The following is a 19225-nucleotide window of genomic DNA, read 5'->3' as shown; positions in this document are numbered from 1 at the left end:
CAGCAGTTATAAAAAAGGCCGCTTTCGCGGCCTTTCAGATTTCAGAACTTATAACACCGCTAATTATTTAGCATCAGCGTCTGGCAGTGCGTAAGCGATGATGTAATCGCCCAGTTTGGTGCCGAACGAACCGTGACCGCCTGCTGCGATAACAACGTACTGTTTGCCATTGACGGAGTAAGTCATTGGGGTTGCCTGGCCGCCTGCTGGCAGACGTGCTTCCCACAGTTTGTCACCGTTGCTCATGTTGAACGCGCGCAGGTAGTTATCTGCGGTTGCCGCGATGAAGAACACGTTACCGGCGGTAGAAACCGGTGCGCCCAGCATGGGCATACCCATTTTGAACGGCAGCGGTAATGGTGAGCTGTCGCGCACGGTACCGATCCGTTTTTTCCACACGATATCGTTGGTTTTCAGGTCAACACCGGAAATGTAACCCCATGCAGGCTGTTTACATGGGAAGCCCAGCGGAGACAGGAACGGATTCAGCGTCACGCCAAATGGCACGCCGTACTGCGGCTGAATACCCGTCTCGGTACCGGAACCGCCTTTATCGTTCGCATCTGGCTCGATAGGGTTGCCCGGACCGCGTGGGATCAGTTTAGACACGAATGGCAGCGCAATCGGGTTCGCGATAGCCACCTGACGGTCTGTATCCACAGAAATACCGCCCCATTCGAACATACCGAGGTTGCCCGGGAACACCAGAGTGCCCTGCTCGGATGGCGGCGTGAAGGTGCCTTCATAACGCAGTTTGTGGAAGATCACACGACACATCAGTTGGTCGTAGATCGTAGCGCCCCACATGTCTTTACCGGTCAGTTTGGCTTCAGGACGGAAAGTCAGTTTGGAGAATGGCTGGGTCGGAGACACATGGTCGCCTTTCGCCGCGCCTTGCGGAACAGGTTTCTCAGGCGCATCAACAATCAGCTTACCGTCACGGCGATCCAGCACGAAGATGTTACCGGTTTTGGTCGGTACATAAATCGCCGGAACTTTGTTGCCGCTCTTGTCAGTGATATCAGCCAGCGTTGGCTGCGCTGGCACGTCCATATCCCACAGGTCGTGATGCACAGTCTGATAGAACCAGGCCAGTTTACCGGTGGTCGCATTCAGCGCCAGCAGGCCGCTCGCGAAACGTTCCATTTCCGGAGTACGGTTGCCGCCCCAGATATCAGGGGTTGCCACGCCGATTGGCAGGTAAACCAGATCCAGTTTGTCATCATAAGCCGCAGGTGCCCATGAGTTCGGGGAGTTCGGCGTGAAATGCTGACCATCCTCAGGGATTTTGTTCGGCTCAGCCGCACCCGGATCGAAGGCCCACAGCAGTTTACCGGTCTCAACATCAAAACCACGGATCACGCCGGAAGGTTCGCGGTTTGAGTAGTTATCGGTAACCGCACCCGCCACGATGATCACAGATTTGGTGATGATAGGTGGTGAAGTTGGCTCGTAGTGGCCTGGGGTTGCATAAGGCATGTTGCCTTGCAGGTTCAGCTCACCGTTGTTGCCAAATGCCGGGCAACGTGCGCCGGTTTCAGCGTCCAGCGCAAACAGACGGCCATCGTTGACAGGCAGAATGATACGACGGGAACAGACAGCAGGCGCCGCGCCGTTGGTGGCGTTGCCTTCTGCGGCTGGTGTGGTCTCATGATAAGACACACCACGACAGGTCACGTGCTGGAAGGTTGGGTTGGGTTTCAGCTCAGGATCGAACTTCCACTTCTCTTTACCGGTTGCGGCATCCAGAGCAAACAGCTTCTGGTGCGGCGTACACAGATAAAGCATGTCGCCGATTTTGATTGGCGTGACTTCGTCAGTGATTTCGCCCGGATCGTTCGGGGTCTTCAGGTCACCGGTGCGGAAAGTCCAGGCCACGTCGAGCTTACTGACGTTTTTATCGTTGATCTGGTTCAGTGGCGAGTAACGGGTACCGCCCTGAGTACGTCCATACGCCGGCCAGTCGCCATCAGGGATGCCGGACTCAGATTTTGCCGGAGCAGAATCCGCCGCTTTGATGGTGCCGTTAATCACCTGCGGGTCGTTAAAGATGGCGTAGCCCAGCACGATCACGGTGAACAGCAGAGAAACTGCCAGCGCGCCGCGTGCAAAGGCGTTTTTCGCCAGCATCTGGTTATAAACCACGGGCAGCAGGATCCACAGACCCAGGAAGAAGGTGACGTCCAGACGCGGCGTCAGTGCCCAGAAGTCTGTGCCCACTTCCCATACAGCCCAGACAGTGGTGCCGAACAGGAAGATGGCATAGAGCAATAATGCAGAAGAGCGGCGACGGTAAAGCAGCCACGCAGTAACCAGCGAAATAACACCGGCAATGATGTAATAAAGAGAACCTCCTAATTTTGCCAGCCAGATACCACCGGCAAGAAGGTAAATCCCGCTTAACGCGGCGAACAAAGCGGTAATTATGACGACAATGCGTGATAACGAGGCTTTCGTTTCCATAGTTGATGACCTTACTGATTTTTTATAATCGTCGATTCAGGGATAGCCTGAATCTTCAAGAACATCCGGTTTTCACCGGGTGTCATTCCTTGCATGTGCTGCCCTGCTTCAAAAAGTGCAGGTAACGGGCAGCACCGCGTGGTTCGTTGTGGTTACTGACTGAAAATTATTCGAAACTATAAGAAAGCGTAGCTCCGCCACCGTAGTTTCTGCCAGGTGCCGGTTCGAAATAACGGCCGTTGCCTTCATTGACAATCACAGACCCGACATAATTTCTGTCGAACAAATTGTCGACACGGGTAAACAAGTCGAGCGTCACGTTGTTCCAGTTGAAGCGGTAACCCGCATTCACGCTGGCGACGGTATATGCCGGTGCCTGTTCACTGTTTTCGTCGTTGACTTCAATGTCGCTCATGTAGCGGATATCGGCACCCGCGTGCCATCCCTCAACCGGCGCCCACTCCAGAGAAGCGTAGCCCATGTTGCGCGCAATACCCGGCAGACGGTTGCCTGCGGGTGTGCAATCACCCGCGCCACAGGTCTCATTGCGGAAGGTCGCATCGAGCAGCGTCCAGGCCATTTTTACGCGCCAGTTTTCTTCAATCTGCTGATCTAATGACAGTTCCAGACCCCGACGGCGTGTCTTACCGGCGTTGGTGTAGCTCGACCGACCGCCGGTACTTTGTGCCACAATCAGCTCGTCATCAGTATCGGTCTGGAAGACGGCGGCGGTCACCAAGCCGTTGCCCACGCGCCATTTGCTGCCCAGCTCCACGGTGGTACTGGTGGAAGGTTCCAGCCCCAGATTCAGGCCCGATTTACCGTCGGTGCGGTAAGACAGTTCATTAATGGTCGGCGTTTCAAAACCACGACCGGCAGAAATATAGGTGTTCAGTGCAGGCGTCACGGCATAGTTCAGGGACGCCATCGGCAGCAGTTTATGATAACGGCGCGAACCGCTGTCATCAGGGTTGCTGCCGGTAATGTAATAATCCTGCGAGTCGAAACTCACGGTGCTGTAGCGCGCACCGGCATCGAGTGTCCAGCGCGATGTCAGGTTCCACGTGGTTTGCAGATAGGGATCGAGGTTCCACATCACGTTTTTTTCATTACGGCGTTCGTCGCCTTTCACACCCAGATCGCCTTCACTGTTGAAGTTCTCATAGCCGAAACGACGTTCGGTCATGGTTTCATAATCCAGACCGCCGGTAACCGAGAACGGCACGGAACCTATCTGATCGTCATGTTTCCAGCGGGTGTCTACGCCGGAGTATTTACGTTCCAGAACAATCACCCCGCCCGCGTTCAGCGGATTTTTCTGCGACGTAGCCGGGATAGTCTGATATTGCGTGGTGTGACGCTCGCCGTGATAAGTCATCAGGCTAAACTCATCGTTTTCGCCCATCTGACGCTGATAACGCAGGCCGACCTGCGTCTGATCAAGACTTTTACGTGCGTTGTACTGATCGGCGCGTCTGGCCTGCTTCGGGTCATCGTGCCATTCAGATTCTGTCAGGCCGCCCGGATCGTTGGCATCCACGGACACGCTGTTAAACATCAGTGTCAGGGTGCTGGCATCATCAATGCGCACGCCCAGTTTGCCGTTGCCGAGATTTTTCTGCGTACCGCTGTGGTCACGGTAACCATCAGTGGTGAAACGGGAACCGGAAATCAGGTAATTCACATCACCGGCATGGGTGCCGTCGCCGGTTGCGCCGCTGGCTTTGACGCTGTTACGAAACGAACCGTAGCTGCCAAAATAAGTGCCGGCTTCCAGGCTGGCAGGCTGTGAACCGGTTTGGGTATCGACGTTTACCACACCGCCGGAGGCGTTGCCGTACAGCGCCGAGAACGGCCCGCGCAACACTTCAACACGCTCTACCGAGTTGAGATCGATATTGGAGGTCTGCCCCTGCCCGTCCGGCATGGTGGCCGGGATACCATCAACGTAAATACGCACGCCGCGCACGCCATACATAGAACGGCTGCCGAATCCGCGAACGGAAAGTTGCAGATCCTGTGCATAGTTCTGGCGGTTCTGAACCTGTAAACCGGGGACGCTGCCCAGGCTTTCAGACAGATTGACCTGCGCTTTGCTGTTTCTGAAATCTTCGCCATCAATCACGCTGACTGCCGCCGGGGTGTCGAGTTCAGACAACTCACCGGTGCCTGCCTGTTTGATGACCATCATCGTCGAAGCATCGGATGCGTCATCCGTCTCACCTTTCGGCGTCGCGGTGGCTGACTGGGCGTAACTGACTGATACCGGGTTCAAAAATGACAGAAACGTGATGATAAAAGCAGAGGTTTTGGCGTTCACTTTATGAGTTCTTTTGTTTTACGTTAAAAGGTTGAGTCAAAAAAAGACGACGCATCTCTCAATTTTGGACATAAGAAGTAGACATAAATCGACCAATCTGATTGAGAGCCGTGAAGGGCCTCACTATAGATTTTTTCTTCCTGTTAGTACATACGCAACTTTACAAATATAACTTTTTAACAAAATACCGCACGCAGTGTACATCTGACCTCATTTTCAAATTCCATCTCCGTGCAAAATATGGGGGTTTACTCGTCTGTTACTGTTTTTACCCCCACCTGAAATAAAAATTCGCTTTCATTCGAAAATTCATCCCACCCTTGCCTGGTATTTATCTGCGTCCCGGTGGTAACGATTACACAATATACAATTCGTTGATAATAAACATATTTATCAAAAACAAAAAAGACACCTGACACGTATTTACCAGAGAATACTTTCAGTTGGCTAATTCCGTTTCGTCTTTCGAAACCCACGCTAAAACGCAGGCTACAGAATAAATATAGACCATTCTTTTAAGACGACGACATATTCATCGCCGTTTTTTCAGCCGATCCGTTGCGCGTAATGAAACTGTGGCGTCTTTACAAAATATATAAAATGGAAAATTCTCGCCATGCTTAAAATAACCGCAAATAACGCCGGGGAAGCGTTTTCACAGCGCCCTGCGGGTTCCGCGGCTTTATGACGTTTTTGTCATCCGCACGTCACTCCCCTGTCAGAGCACCGCGCTCAAAGTGGCATCACACACTGAGTTTCATTTCTGATCACAGTAAAAGAGGTCGTGCCATGCGTTTACGTTTAGTTTCAACATTGTTATTTGCCGCCACAGCGGCGTTCGGTTCACAGGCAGCCACCGCCGCACCGGTGAAAAATATTGTGCTGGTTCACGGCGCGTTTGTCGGCGGTTCAGGCTGGCGCCCGGTGTACGATATCCTGACACATGACGGCTATAAAGTGACCCTGGTGCAGGAGCCGCTTACGTCGTTTACCGATGACGTCGCCGCCACCAAACGTATTCTGGCTATGCAAGACGGCCCGGCCATTCTGGTCGGCCACAGTTACGGCGGCGCGATTATTACGGAAGCAGGAAATGATCCGCACGTGGCGGGGCTGGTGTATATCGCCGCGCATGCGCTGGATAACGGGGAAACGGAAGCAATTAACGGCAAGAAATTCCCGAACTCCGCGCATCCGTTTGTGAAAACGCCGGACGGTTTCCTGTACATCAATCCGGCCAATTTCCCGTCTGATTTCGCTGCAGACCTGCCACGCAAACAGGCTGAATTTGAAGCGCAGGCCCAGATGCTGACGTCCGCCAGCGTATTCACGGCAAACATTCCTGATCCGGCATGGAAAGTGAAGCCAAGCTGGTACATGGTGGCGAAGTCCGACAAGATCATTAACCCTGATTTAGAACGTATGTACGCCAAACGCGCACACAGCCACACCGTTGAAATCGCAGGCGCCAGCCATTCCGTTTATGAATCACATCCAAAAGAAGTGGCCGCACTGATTGAGCAGGCGGCAACGGGGGCGGTGAAGTAAGACGGGAAACGCCCCCCGCTACGCCCTGCGGGTAAACGCAATCATCAGGGAAAGGGCATAGACGACACAGCCCAGAAATACAGCGGGGGCGAGGCTGTCAAACAGATGTCCGGGCTGGGCATCTGAATACAACACCAGTGCCACGACGGAAACTCCCATCATGGCACCCGGCACGTGGATCCAGCGGGTCAGGCGTTCTTTTTGCGTTTTGTAGGCCACTAATTCCTGATTTGTCCGTTCAAGCGCATTGCTGAGCCGCTCGCAGTCTTCTTCGTTATCACGCAGGCGTTCTGCCAGGCGGCTGTTTTCATCTTCCAGTCCGGCGATCTGCTTCTTCAGTTTCGCCTTTTCATTCTTCGCATTCTGCCCTTCATACTCTTCGAGTTTCAGGCTGGCACGAAGCTGGGTGATTTTACGGTTCGCCTCGGCCGTCAGTTCTTTCTGCTGTCCGAGCAAGGCGTAATTCCCGTCAGCCCGGCGGTTGGCGGCATGACGTTTATCCTCTTCCTCACGCAACCGGTGTTCTGTCTCGGTTTCCAGCCGGGTTAAACGCTGTTGCAGCGTATCGCGCGCCGCCGCCATCGCGGCCATCTGACTGCCGGTATACGCAATCAGGCTGTTGGCGGCGTCCAGTTCTGCGGAGGTGGAATTGCCTGCCGCACGCTGGCGCGAACGCAACAATGCCAGTTCATCGACATGCTGCTTTCTCTGTATATCCGACTCGCGCAGCAGTTCGCTGATCCGCGTGTTGAGACGCAACAACTCCCCTTTCATCCGCTCAGCGTCTTCTGTGTCGCGGGTCTGGTTGCGCGCAACGGCCAGTTCATTGGTCAGGCTGCGGACCTGCTTTTCCAGTGAGGCAAGTTTTTCGAGCGTGACGGCGGTGTCTTTATAAACGGTTTTTACTTTTGCCTTATCTGACTCAGTGCGGCTGAAACTGACGCCCCTGAGCGCGCTTTCCACTTCGCGGGCGATGGTCGTTTTATCCATGGCCTTCATCCGGTTGCACGCACTGGCCAGGAAAGTGGCGGCTTCGTTGCTGTTACCGGTTCCAAACGCTTGTTTGATAAGGCTCTGTATCACGCTCATGGTATCGCACTCACTTGCCGTAAAAAGTCAGGGCACGCCCGTTGTGCACCCGTTTACTGATTGTATCAGATAGGATTTATTTTATTTACAGGAGTTATTTTAAGCGAGGTGAGTACAGCAGGATCCGTGGATTTTCTGACTTAAATCGCGATCACCCGCAGGCTTTTGACGCCTTTCGCGCCGAGCATCAGCGCACTTTCACTGTCAGCCATCGCCGCCGGGCCGGTGACCATAATCGCATAGCGGGCATTAAAGGGTTGCGGCTGGCGGTGGGCGAGATGCAGATGTTCGATGATGAGGTTAACGTCGAGCAACACCACCAGGTTTTTCGCCATCGCGCTGAGCGTGTTGACGCATAAATGATGATCACTGAGAAACACCGCGCCGGTTTCTGCCACGCCAAAGCAGGCACGAACCACGCCAACGTCCACGTCTTTCAGCGATGCCGCATCGGTGCGCGCATCGAAATCCACATCCGCGATAATCTCCGGCGTGGCGGAGCAAAACACAGAGTCTGCCGGATATAACCCGCGCAGATAGGCGTTCAGCGTGGTGTAGCCGTTTTTCGGCACCCGCAGGAACCTGTCATCCCAGATACCGCCCATCAGGGTCAGCGCCCGACCAAAATCCTCAGGCGGATTGGGTTTTTGAGTCTGTGGCGGGAACAGCGTTTGCATGAATTTATGCTGACGAATGCCGGTCAGGAAATCGTTGCGGTTCATGGGGTTTCCTTGTCAGGTGAAAGTCAGCAAAACCGGAGTCAGGTTCCCCTGCTCCGGCCGCCGCGTGTTAATTAATGGAACTGCAGGTAAGCAACGTGCGTTTGCAGGTATTCCTGCAAACCGTGTTTACCGTCGGCGCCACCGACACCTGACTTACGCCAGCCCGCGTGGAAGCCCTGCATGGCTTCGAAGTTTTCACGGTTGATGTAAGTCTCGCCGAATTTCAGCTGCTTCAGCGCTTTCATCGCCGTGTTGATATTGCTGGTGTAAATCGACGACGTCAGGCCGTATTCGCTGTCGTTTGCCATGGCAATCGCTTCATCCAGCGTTTTGAACGTCGCGACCGGCAGCACCGGGCCGAACACTTCTTCGTGCATGATCGGCATTTCCTGCCTCACATCCACCAGCACCGTCGGCTGATAGAAGAACCCTTTATCGCCATGACGTTTTCCGCCCAGCAGAACTTTTGCCCCCTGTGACACGGCTTTCGCCACTTTCTCTTCCACACGCTGCAATGCCGCAGCGCTGATCAGCGGCCCCATATCCAGTTCTTTTTGCTCAGCGGTATTGCCGAAGGTGACTTTTTTCATCGCCTCGCTGATGCGGGAAATGAATTCGTCGTACACACCTTCCTGCACGTACACACGTTCCGCGCAGTTACACACCTGTCCGGTATTGATGACGCGTGAACTGACGATGGCTTTCACCGCCAGATCCAAATCTGCGTCATTCATCACGATAGCCGGGGCTTTACCGCCCAGTTCCAGCGAGACTTTGGTGACGTTTTGCGCCGCTGCGGTCATGGTCGCAATACCGGCGGCCACGCTGCCGGTCAGGCTGACCATGCCGACTTTCGGATTCGCCGCCAGTTCCTGCCCGACTGTCGGACCATAGCCGGTCACAATATTCAGCACACCTTTTGGCAGACCAACTTTATGAATGATTTCCGCGAAAATGATGGCGTTATTTGGCGTGATTTCACTCGGTTTGATCACGATGGTATTGCCGGTGATGAGCGCCGGTGCGGCTTTACGGGCGATCAGGAAGAACGGGAAGTTCCACGGCAGAATACCGGTGGTCACCCCGATAGCTTTGCGGAACACAAAAATGTTTTCATTTGGCCGGTCACTCTGAATGATTTCGCCTTCGTAACGGCGCGCCCATTCCGCCATGTAGTCAAGGTAATCGGCGGTGAACAGCACTTCGGTTTGCGCCAGGCCGTAGGTTTTGCCGCCTTCCGCAATAATGGTTTCGGTCAGTTCGGCTTCGCGCTCACGGATACCGTCGGCAATTTTATGCAGCCACACGCCGCGTTCTACCGCAGGCAAGGCTTCCCAACCTGGCTGCGCCGCTTCGGCCGCATCAATGGCTTTTTTGGCATCTTCCGCCGACCCTTCAGGGATCTGCGAAATCACCTGTTCTGTCGCCGGATTCACAACATCAATCCATTTACCGCCCGTGTTTTCAACGAACCCGCCGTTGATGTACATACGTTTCTGAACTGTGCTCATGTAGGAGTCTCCAAATACGGATAGAGGTGATGAACGAGTTGTTAATAAAAAAGTTCTTTTTTGTGAAGTTTTAACAGCCTGTTCTATCCGCTGAGTTTTTACCTTTCCGTGGTTGCCATTTAATTTTGAGAAATGGCAAAAATGTCATGGTCCGACTGTCAGACATAACATTTCTGCAAAATACGGGGATCCGCAGAAATACCCCGTGCAGCTCGGAAAAGGCAGGATATTCACTACCTGATGCTGCGTGGCGCATAGCCAAATTCGCGTTTAAACAATGTGGAGAAATAATTGCTGTCGCAGAAACCGCAGTGGTGGGCGATCTCAGTGATCGGGCTGTCGCTGAAACGCAGCATGTTGCGCGCATTGAGCAGACGCAGGCGGTTGAGGTAGTTGAGCGGGGTGCAGCCGGTTTGCTGTTTCATCTGGCGGTGCAGGGTGCGCAGCGACATCGAGAACTGCGCGGCCAGTTCAGGCCAGTCGATTTCCTCGTTGTAATGCTCATTCATCCAGTCCAGCAGATTGTTCAGGTCACCGCCCTGCCCGCGATAGCCAACATCACGGCTGCCTTTACGCAGTAATAATAAGAGCTGCATAAAATACAATTCCTGCTGCGCCTGAGATTCCGGCGATTGCATGACGGGGTGTCGCGCCAGCAGGTCGATCAGGGTTTTAGCCTGCACAATCTGCGTCGGGCTGATGCGCCAGTGCGCCGGATACATCCCGTCCACCTCCTGCGGCAGTAAATCGCCGACGCCGTTAAGAAAACGGAACGCGTCCGGGCTGCGGTACAGCACGTTAGTCAGATGCAGGTTTTCAGTATCTTCATAAAGATGATGGTCACAGTGGCGCACAAAACACACGCTGCCCGCACTGAGGATCAGCGGCTGATCGTTAAAAACGTGCGTGCCGGTACCCTGCTCGACCAGCACAATTTCATTGAAATCCTGATGATGATGTTCAGGAAACGTTTCCTGCGGATAACGGGGTTCAATGGCGACCGGGAAATCTCCTGAGGGAAAATACTCACTACTGCGTAACACGGTCATTTCCGACTCCTTATTAACATTATCGTAATATCTTAGTCGGCGCCGTGGCGTCCATCGGGCTGAAACTGTGATCCGCCAGCCGCTTTTGAACAAAACATTCCCCGCCTTACGAAATCCTGCGTAATACGGCGTCCCGCGTCGCTTTATGCCTTATTTCAGTGCGTTTTTTTGAAAGCGGTAATGTGTGTTTTTCTGACCGTTTAGCCTGCCTGAAATAAGATTGTTATCAAATTGTGAGGTTGTTCGCTTAAACCTTTGCTTCTTTGCCATAGTTCGCCCTGAACTGGCACTCGCGGAAAGGTGAGCCTGTCAGCAACCTCCTAGAGTCGTGATCATGCGCCTGGCGCGTCGGCAATTTTTTAGTCGTTAAACTTTATGCGGACTTATGCGGAGTACAAACAATGAAATTAAAACACGTACTGAGCCTCACCCTGATAGCAGGCAGTATTTTGCTGGCAGGCGCGGCATCGGCAGAAGTGAAAATTGCACTGGTGGCAAAGTCGCTGGGCAACGGTTTTTTTGAGGCAGCAAACGTCGGCGCGCAGCAGGCTGCCAAAGAACTGGGCGATGTGAAAGTGATTTATACCGGCCCGACCACCACCACTGCCGAAGCGCAAATCGAAGTGCTCAATGGTCTGATCGCGCAAGGCGTGGATGCCATTGCCGTCTCCGCCAATGACCCGGATGCGCTGGTGCCGGTGCTGAAAAAAGCCATGCAACGCGGCATTAAAGTGGTGTCCTGGGATTCCGGTGTCGCCAAAGATGGCCGCCAGATCCACCTCAATCCCTCCAACAATGCGTTAATTGGCGAAACCAACGTCAAACTCGCCGCCGACGCGCTGAAAGCGCTGAATGTGGAGAAAGGCGATGTGGCGATCCTGAGCGCCACGCCAACCTCCACCAATCAGAATCTGTGGATTGCGGAAATGAAAAAAGTGCTGCCGAAATACCCTTCGGTAAATCTGGTGACGGTGGCGTATGGCGATGATCTGTCAGATAAAAGCTACCGCGAAACCATTGGCCTGCTGAAATCCTACCCGGACCTGAAAGTGATTATTTCCCCTTCTTCCGTGGGTATTGTGGCGGCGGCGCAGGCGGTAAAAGATCAGGGCAAAATCGGCAAGGTTTATGTCACGGGCCTGGGGCTGCCATCCGAAATGGCGGGGGCAGTGAAATCCGGTGCCACCAAAAGTTTTGCCATCTGGAACCCGATTGATCTGGGCTACGCCGCCACTTATCTGGCCTACGATCTGGTCAAAGGCACCGCCACTAAAACCGAAGCCAGCATGGGGCGTTTAGGCAAGGTGAAACTCGATGCCGACGGCAGCGGCGCTATGGCTGAGCCGTTTGTTTACGACGCCAGCAACATCGATAAATTCTCTAAAATCTTCTGATCCTGAATGCGGCTGACCGGTGCGCCGGTTGGCCGTTTTGTTGTATTTAGCCAGACAGGGGAACTCCATGAGTGATTCAGCGACACCGTTGTTGTCATTGCAGGGCATCAGCAAAGTCTTTCCGGGTGTCAGGGCGTTAAATAACGTTCACGTGGATTTGTATCCGGGAAAAGTAACCGCCCTGATTGGCGAAAACGGCGCGGGAAAATCAACGCTGGTAAAAGTCATGACCGGCATCTATCAGCCGGAAGAAGGCGAGTTGCGTTATAAAGCCATTCCGATAAAACTGCCGAATCCGGAATCTGCGCACAAAGTCGGGATCACCGCCATTCATCAGGAAACCGTGCTGTTTGACGAGCTTTCCGTGACCGAGAATATCTTCGTCGGTCACTATCTTTACCGCGGCATTTTCAAACGTCTGGACTGGCCGGCGATGCATCAGCAGGCACGCGACATCCTGACGCGGCTGGAAGTGAATATTGATCCGCACGCCATTCTGAAAGAGTTAAGCATCGCGCAACGCCATATGGTAGCGATCGCCCGTGCGCTGTCATTTGATGCGCAGGTGGTTATTCTCGACGAACCCACAGCTGCCCTTTCGCAACATGAAATCGTTGAGTTTTATCAGATTGTCGAACGCCTGAAACAGGAGGGTAAAGCGATTCTGTTTATCTCACATAAATTCGACGAGATTTTCTCCATCTCCGATTACTACACTGTTTTGCGCGACGGCAGCTATGTCGGCTCCGGCAAACTCAGCGACATCAGCGAACAGCAGATGGTGACCATGATGGTGGGCCGTGAAGTCAGCCAGGCTTACCCGAAAGTGAACTGTGAGCCGGGCGAAACCGTGCTTGAGGTGCAAAACCTTAGCCATCCGACCGAATTTGCGGGCATTAATTTTTCGCTGCGCAAAGGCGAAATTCTCGGTTTTTACGGGCTGGTGGGCGCGGGCCGTACCGAACTGATGCAGGCGCTGTTTGGCGTCACGCAGCCAAACGGCGGCAAAATTCTGATCAACGGCAAAGAGCACCATTTCTCCCGCCCGTCGCAGGCCATCCGCGCCGGGATTGTATACGTGCCGGAAGAACGTCAGAAACAGGGGGCGATCATTGATTTGCCGATCAGCCAGAACATCAGCCTGCCGCAGCTCAGCCAGCTTAATCCGCACGGTGTGCTCAATGACAAAAAAGAGTGGGCGCTGGCCGATGATTACGCCCGGCGGTTGCAGGTGAAAGCATCAAGCTGGAAACAGGCCGTGGGCACGCTGTCCGGCGGTAATCAGCAAAAAGTGGTGATTGCTAAATGGCTGGCGACCAGACCGGACATCATCATTCTCGATGAGCCGACCAAAGGGATTGATATCGGATCAAAAGCGGCGGTACATCAGTTTATGTCTGAACTGGTCGGGCGCGGGCTGGCAGTGATTATGGTGTCGTCAGAATTACCGGAAGTGATGGGCATGGCCGATCGCATCATTGTGATGCACGAAGGGCTGATGGTGGCGGAATTCAACGCCGGTGAGGCGACCGCAGAAATGATTGTCAGCGCGGCCAGCGGCGCGGGCGAGGAGGCAGCATGATCAAAAACCTGCTGAAATACCGCGAGCTGCTGCTGGCGGTGGTGATAGTGCTGATGGTGCTCGGCGTCGGCGCGCGTTCACCGGAGTTTGTCGGTGCCGGAAACCTGCTTGAGATGTTTAACGATACCTCGATTCTGATCATCCTCGCGCTCGGGCAGATGATGGTGCTGCTGACCAAAGGTATCGATTTATCGATGGCCGCCAATCTGGCGCTGACCGGCATGATCGTCGCACTGATTAACTTCCACCATCCGGATATTCCGGTGTGGTCGCTGGTGTTACTGGCGACGTTTCTCGGGCTGGTGATGGGCGCGATCAATGGTTTGCTGGTGTGGAAAGTGGGTATTCCGCCGATTGTGGTCACGCTCGGTACCATGAGCATTTATCGCGGCATTATCTTTCTGCTCTCCAATGGCGGCTGGATCAACGCTCATCAGATGAGCCCTGACTTTCTCAGTCTGCCACGCGCCACCTTTATCGGCCTGCCGCTGCTCGGCTGGTGTGCGATTGCCGCGCTGATTCTGGTGGCGTATTTCCTGCGTTACAGCCGTACCGGACGCGCGCTCTACACCGCAGGCGGCAACGCGACAGCGGCGTATTACACCGGCATTAATGCGGGCAAAATGCAGTTCGTCAGCTTCTGCCTTTCCGGCGCGCTGGCCGGATTCTGCGGCTATCTGTGGATTTCACGTTTCGCCGTGGCTTATGTGGATGTCGCCAACGGCTTTGAATTACAAATTGTCGCAGCCTGTGTGATCGGCGGGATCAGCACCATGGGCGGCATCGGCTCGGTGGTCGGTTGCCTGCTGGGCGCGTTGTTCCTCGGCGTTATCAATAATGCCCTGCCGGTGATTGAAGTATCGCCGTTCTGGCAGATGGCCATTTCCGGCGGCGTGATTGTCATCGCCGTGATCCTCAACGAACGCGCCAACAAACGTAAAGGACGGCTGATCCTGCGCCACTCCCCTGCCGTCCAGCCTGTGCGAACTGAAACCGGGGTAAGCTCATGAACAAGACCTTAACGTCGCGCAACACACCGCATTCCGCCACCGGAGAAAAGACAACCATGGCCGTCACGCCGTTTTTCCGCCGCATGATGTGCTGGGAAGGGTTTTTGCTGCTGGTAACGCTGCTGGTGTTTGTGGTGAATGCGTTCGCCTCACCGTATTTCCTCAATATATGGAACCTGTCGGACGCGACGTTTAACTTCACCGAAAAAGCCATCATTGTGCTGCCGATGGCGATGCTGATTATCGCCCGTGAGATCGACTTATCCGTCGCCTCCACCATGGCGCTGAGTTCCACCATGATGGGATTCTGCGCACAGGCCGGTTTACCAACGCCCGCACTGGTTGGCGTCGGGCTGAGCGTCGGCTTGTTGTGCGGGCTGATTAACGGCCTGCTGGTCACGCGGCTGAATCTGTCTTCTATCGTGATTACTATCGGGACCATGAGCCTGTTTCGTGGCATGACTTATGTGCTGCTGGGTGATCAGTCGCTGAATCAATATCCCGCCAGTTTTGCCTGGTTCGGTCAGGGGTATGTCTGGGGGCCGTTGTCGTTTGAGTTCACGTTATTCCTGGTGCTGGGGGCGGTATTTTATTTCCTGTTGCACAAAACCAACTTTGGTCGCCGCACTTATGCCATCGGTAATAATCCGGTCGCCGCGTGGTATTCCGGTATTAACGTCAAACGCCATAACCTGACGCTGTTCGTGCTGGTGGGTGTGATGTCCGGGCTGGCGGCGGTACTGCTGACGTCGCGCCTCGGCAGTACGCGGCCAACACTGGCGCTCGGCTGGGAACTGAGCGTGATTACCATGGCAGTGCTCGGCGGCGTCAGCGTGCTCGGCGGTTCCGGCAGCATGACCGGCGTCATTATTGCCGCGTTCCTGATGGGGCTGCTGACGTTCGGCCTCAGTCTGCTGAATGTGCCGGGGATTGTGATGTCGGTGATTGTCGGTGCGATGCTGATTGTGGTGATTTCACTGCCGGTGCTGTACCGCAAGGTGCTGGCGCGGGGGAAATAGCGTTTTAACTCCCCCGTCTTCGGGCGGGGGGTGTCGAATGAGTCATTGACGTTCAGGGTGAGGATTGCGTTTCAATGCCTTCACGTAACGCTTCCGCCAGGTTATCGAGCATAAAACTGATAAATGCCGTGCAGTCGCTGGCGCGATCGCATTCGCCAAGAATGCGGTAGTAATCCTGCTGCTGATTATGGATCAGCGTTTCTACCGGCAGCCAGGCCAGCTCTGAACGCCACTGGCTGAGGATCAGCGTTTGCCATAAGCGCCCCATCCTGCCGTTACCGTCGGCAAACGGGTGAATAAATTCAAACTCATAATGGAAAATAGAACTGGCGATGAGCGGGTGGATATCCGTTTCCTTTAACCAGTTCAGCAAATCTGACATCAGACGCGGGAGTTGCCCGGCCGGTGGTGCCATATGAATCAGCTGATTGTCACGATACACGCCCACATTGCCGCTGCGCAGGTGGCCGGGCGCATCCACCAGTCCGAGCATCAGCGTCTGATGAGCTTTCAGAACATCCTCAAGACGATGACTTTTCAATACCGGTAACTGTTCGTACGTCAGAATGGCGTTACGCACTTCCTGAATATCTTTTTGCGGCGCCAGCACGCGTTTGCCTTCCATAATGGCGGTCACCTGCGGTGTCGACAGGCTGTTGTGTTCGATAGCGAGTGAAGCCTGAATCGTGCGGATACGGTTTTCTTTTCGCAGCAGCACAGATGACTGTTCAGCATGCGCAGCCCAACGCCCCAGCAATTCCCCGACGTCCACAACCCGGTTGAGGATCTGCGGTGTGATACTGTACGGAGGCTGATAACCTGCCATTCAGTGCTCCTTGTTGAAATAGTGATGGGGCATAGTATCACGCGGCAAAATCTTCAAAAATCCCTCATTCATCATAGCCCTTGATCCCTGCCGCCCTCCTCCCGTAGTTTAAACCAACACAGGGTTTCTGAATGTCTTGATAAAAAAGGATAACGCATGAGAATTTTAGTGGTGGGAGCTGGCGCGACCGGCGGATATTTTGGTGCGCGGCTGGCACAGGCCGGGCAGGATGTGACGTTTCTTTTACGTGAAAAACGGGCGCAGGCCGTTCAGCAGGACGGGCTGACCATTCACAGTCCGCACGGTGATTTCCATTTTCAACCCAATGTATTACAGGCCTCACAGCTCACCGGGTCTTACGACCTGATTTTGCTGACGGTAAAAAGCTTCGGGCTGGAAGCAGCAATCAAAGATATCGCGCCGGTCGTCGGTGAAAACACGATGGTCATGCCGGTGCTTAACGGCATGAAACACATGGAGACGCTGAGCCTGCGTTTCGGTGAACATGCATTAATCGGGGGGTTGTGCAAAATCAACGCGACGCTGGATGCTGACGGGCATGTTCACCAGATGACGCCTTTGCATCAGATTATTTACGGTGAACTCTCCGGCGAAAAAACCGAACGCATCCTGAAAGTCGATCAGGCATTCCAGAGCGCAGGCGTTGAAGCCATCCTTTCTGAAACGATTATTACGGATTTGTGGGAGAAATGGCTGCTGCTCTCGAGTTTCGGGGCGATCACCTGCACCATGCGCGGCAACATCGGACAGGTGGCTTCTGCGCCGGGCGGGACGGAGTTCGCACAGGCCATTGTCACCGAGGCGCTGACCACCATGAAAGCCTTTGGCTACGCGGAACGCGCGGCTGCGGTGGCAAAAATCAGGGAATCGGTAACCGACAAAAGCTCACCGCAAACCTCGTCCATGTATCGCGATATGATGCAGGGTTATCCGATTGAAGCGGATCAGATTATTGGCGATCTGGTCGGGCGCGCGACGCGGGTGGGGATAAATATTCCACTGTTACAGGCGGCGTATACGCATTTGTGTGTATATCAGAAGAACTTCGTAAAACAGTAAATTCTTTCCGCCTGTTCCGGCAAATTTAAATGCTGAACAGGCGCTTTCAAAATTTATTTCGACAGTGAATGCCAGCAATAATAAACATCTTAAAATCAGTGCATTACACTTTTTCTAATTGTATTCTGCGGGACAAAGTCATAATTTTCAGCCTCACTTTTAAAATGGAATTTTTGAAAATGGCTATACCCGCTTATTTATGGCTTAAAGACGATGGCGGCGCACTGATTAAAGGTGGCGTTGACGTGAAAGATCGAGAATACAGCATCGAGGTAAAAGGTTTTCACCATAACCTGATGACTCCAACAGATGACCGTACGGGAAAAATCACGGGTACACGTGTCCATTCACCTATGATGCTTGTAAAAGATTTCGACTGTTCAAGCCCGTACATATACAAGGCGGTGGCAACGGGTCAATGCCTTGCTTCAGCTGAAATCAAATGGTATCGGATAAATGATGCTGGTCAGGAAGTGGAGTATTTCAACATGCTCCTGGAAAAGGTTCGTATCGTTTCGATTACGCCAGCAATGGCCGCTGCCAGCAATCCGAACGAAAATCATATGGAAACTATTGAGTTGCGCTACGAGAAAATCGCCTGGATGCATAATGATGGGAACATCATATTTGCTGATTCGTGGAATGATCGCCAAACTGCATGATTAAAAAGGGGCCAAAGCCCCTTAATCATAAAGCCATTTACCCGCCTTAGCCGATTCCGCGAACATTCTTACCGTTAAGGGCTTTCTGGTTTTTTCTACATCCTTGCGCTTAACCTTAAACCAGCGAGTGAAAAACGGAAGGTTTTCCCACGGAAAGTAGAAGGACCAATTTACGACTGACAGATCCACTTTAAAGGTTTTTTCATAGACTTCGAGGGCGCATACGAAATCATCACCCGGAGCAAAATCTTGTAGCTCAGTATCAAACTCAAGCGGCACTTCCCTTTTCAAATCGAAATCGTAGTAGCCAGGTATTTCCTCGCGGAACATTAATAAGACTTTTTCTTCCATTAAAAGTACGTCCATGCAATACGATCTTCTGGACGTGCTATTAAATTATATTTTGATCTGGTTTCGGCGGCCACCTGCTGAATTAATATGACTGCCATTGCATATCCAACAAAGGGGACATATCTATCTATCAGTGCAGCCCATTTCGTGGTTTTTCGCATAGTCAAGGTATTGAACGACTTACCAACCGGCGTCCACGCTCTAAGGCCAAAGGGCAGTTTGGCTTGCTTTAAAAGGGCCCTCGATAGCTTTGACGCTACGCTGGTTCCCGGTATTGCAGTTACCACCTTGCCCTGAACCGGAATGTAAGGCTGCCCTGTAATAATGAGAACTGTAGCCGTAGTATCCAACCCAAGGTGGTTTGATAAGCTTTCAATAAAAATTAGACCAAATAACTCTTGGTTACTCAGATTGGCATGCCCGTGATAAAAGTACGTTCCGCTCAGCTCTTCAGTCGTATCCATTTCAATATCCTTTTGATTAGAGGGGTTTTAGAATACCGCCGCTTTCCTACGCAGACAATTGTTCCCTGACACTGAATCCCCTTACTGCCCGGCGCGTCACTTTAATCGCATCGTCTACTTCACATCTCATAACGG

At 53.3% G+C, this 19225-nt stretch carries 15 protein-coding genes and 1 pseudogene; 7 read left to right on the top strand and 9 right to left on the bottom strand.

Features of this window, described 5'->3' with window-relative positions; translation table 11 throughout:
• Positions 1-63 precede the first annotated feature (63 nt).
• Together RAHAQ2_RS22890 and pqqU are read right to left on the bottom strand one after the other, a co-directional pair.
• Positions 64-2463 (bottom strand): glucose/quinate/shikimate family membrane-bound PQQ-dependent dehydrogenase, encoded by a 2400-nt coding sequence (locus RAHAQ2_RS22890; protein WP_014341759.1) that lies wholly within the window; start codon positions 2461-2463, stop codon positions 64-66.
• Between the two features lie 166 nt (positions 2464-2629).
• The gene (pqqU, locus tag RAHAQ2_RS22885) at positions 2630-4783 is read right to left on the bottom strand and encodes a TonB-dependent receptor PqqU (protein WP_014341758.1); all 2154 of its coding nucleotides are present in this window, start codon (positions 4781-4783) and stop codon (positions 2630-2632) included.
• Between the two features lie 789 nt (positions 4784-5572).
• On the opposite strand from pqqU, the gene RAHAQ2_RS22880 reads away from it, so the two are divergent.
• Positions 5573-6331: an alpha/beta hydrolase gene (locus RAHAQ2_RS22880; protein ID WP_014341757.1), complete on the top strand. Its 759-nt coding sequence runs from the start codon at positions 5573-5575 to the stop codon at positions 6329-6331.
• Positions 6332-6349: 18 nt separating this feature from the next.
• On the opposite strand, the gene RAHAQ2_RS22875 is transcribed toward RAHAQ2_RS22880, so the two are convergent.
• The 4 genes from RAHAQ2_RS22875 to rhaS (RAHAQ2_RS22860) form a co-directional block, all read right to left on the bottom strand.
• The gene (locus RAHAQ2_RS22875; RefSeq protein WP_014341756.1) at positions 6350-7420 is read right to left on the bottom strand and encodes a coiled-coil domain-containing protein; all 1071 of its coding nucleotides are present in this window, start codon (positions 7418-7420) and stop codon (positions 6350-6352) included.
• 140 nt (positions 7421-7560) lie between these two features.
• Positions 7561-8142 carry an LUD domain-containing protein gene (locus tag RAHAQ2_RS22870; RefSeq protein ID WP_014341755.1) on the bottom strand — a complete coding sequence of 194 codons (582 nt, stop codon included), beginning with the start codon at positions 8140-8142 and terminating at the stop codon, positions 7561-7563.
• 71 nt (positions 8143-8213) lie between these two features.
• Complete coding sequence (gene aldA / locus RAHAQ2_RS22865; RefSeq protein ID WP_014341754.1) at positions 8214-9653, bottom strand: aldehyde dehydrogenase; 1440 nt, start codon at positions 9651-9653, stop codon at positions 8214-8216.
• Positions 9654-9886: 233 nt separating this feature from the next.
• Positions 9887-10702, bottom strand: coding sequence for an HTH-type transcriptional activator RhaS (gene rhaS / locus RAHAQ2_RS22860; protein WP_014341753.1), 816 nt, complete (start codon positions 10700-10702; stop codon positions 9887-9889).
• Positions 10703-11103: 401 nt separating this feature from the next.
• On the opposite strand from rhaS (RAHAQ2_RS22860), the gene rhaS (RAHAQ2_RS22855) reads away from it, so the two are divergent.
• From rhaS (RAHAQ2_RS22855) to RAHAQ2_RS22840, 4 genes are all read left to right on the top strand, one after another.
• Positions 11104-12096: a rhamnose ABC transporter substrate-binding protein gene (gene rhaS / locus RAHAQ2_RS22855; protein WP_014341752.1), complete on the top strand. Its 993-nt coding sequence runs from the start codon at positions 11104-11106 to the stop codon at positions 12094-12096.
• Positions 12097-12163: 67 nt separating this feature from the next.
• Positions 12164-13678 carry a sugar ABC transporter ATP-binding protein gene (locus tag RAHAQ2_RS22850; protein WP_014341751.1) on the top strand — a complete coding sequence of 505 codons (1515 nt, stop codon included), beginning with the start codon at positions 12164-12166 and terminating at the stop codon, positions 13676-13678.
• Positions 13675-14688, top strand: coding sequence for an ABC transporter permease (locus tag RAHAQ2_RS22845; RefSeq protein WP_014341750.1), 1014 nt, complete (start codon positions 13675-13677; stop codon positions 14686-14688). The genes RAHAQ2_RS22850 and RAHAQ2_RS22845 overlap by 4 nt, the downstream gene beginning before the upstream one ends.
• Positions 14685-15707, top strand: a complete 1023-nt coding sequence (locus RAHAQ2_RS22840; protein WP_014341749.1) for an ABC transporter permease — start codon at positions 14685-14687, stop codon at positions 15705-15707. Before RAHAQ2_RS22845 ends, RAHAQ2_RS22840 begins: the two co-directional genes overlap by 4 nt.
• 64 nt (positions 15708-15771) lie before the next feature.
• Here the strand turns inward: RAHAQ2_RS22840 and RAHAQ2_RS22835 are convergent.
• Positions 15772-16533: pseudogene (locus RAHAQ2_RS22835) on the bottom strand (Fic family protein); the annotation flags it as partial.
• Between the two features lie 156 nt (positions 16534-16689).
• On the opposite strand from RAHAQ2_RS22835, the gene RAHAQ2_RS22830 reads away from it, so the two are divergent.
• Together RAHAQ2_RS22830 and RAHAQ2_RS22825 are read left to right on the top strand one after the other, a co-directional pair.
• A complete protein-coding gene (locus RAHAQ2_RS22830; RefSeq protein ID WP_014341747.1) occupies positions 16690-17613 on the top strand; it encodes a ketopantoate reductase family protein in 924 nt (307 codons plus the stop codon).
• Positions 17614-17792: 179 nt separating this feature from the next.
• On the top strand, positions 17793-18275 hold the full coding sequence (locus RAHAQ2_RS22825; protein ID WP_014341746.1) for an Hcp family type VI secretion system effector: 483 nt from the start codon (positions 17793-17795) through the stop codon (positions 18273-18275).
• A 21-nt stretch (positions 18276-18296) separates the two neighbouring features.
• Here RAHAQ2_RS22825 and RAHAQ2_RS22820 read toward each other — a convergent pair whose 3' ends face one another.
• Positions 18297-18641 carry a DUF1493 family protein gene (locus tag RAHAQ2_RS22820; protein WP_037041064.1) on the bottom strand — a complete coding sequence of 115 codons (345 nt, stop codon included), beginning with the start codon at positions 18639-18641 and terminating at the stop codon, positions 18297-18299.
• On the bottom strand, positions 18626-19090 hold the full coding sequence (locus RAHAQ2_RS22815; RefSeq protein ID WP_014341744.1) for an STM2901 family protein: 465 nt from the start codon (positions 19088-19090) through the stop codon (positions 18626-18628). Before RAHAQ2_RS22815 ends, RAHAQ2_RS22820 begins: the two co-directional genes overlap by 16 nt.
• Positions 19091-19225: the final 135 nt, after the last annotated feature.

The organism is Rahnella aquatilis CIP 78.65 = ATCC 33071 (assembly GCF_000241955.1).
Lineage (GTDB): Bacteria > Pseudomonadota > Gammaproteobacteria > Enterobacterales > Enterobacteriaceae > Rahnella > Rahnella aquatilis.
Note: the sequence above shows the minus strand (reverse complement) of the source record. Positions and strands in the feature narration are given on the sequence as shown.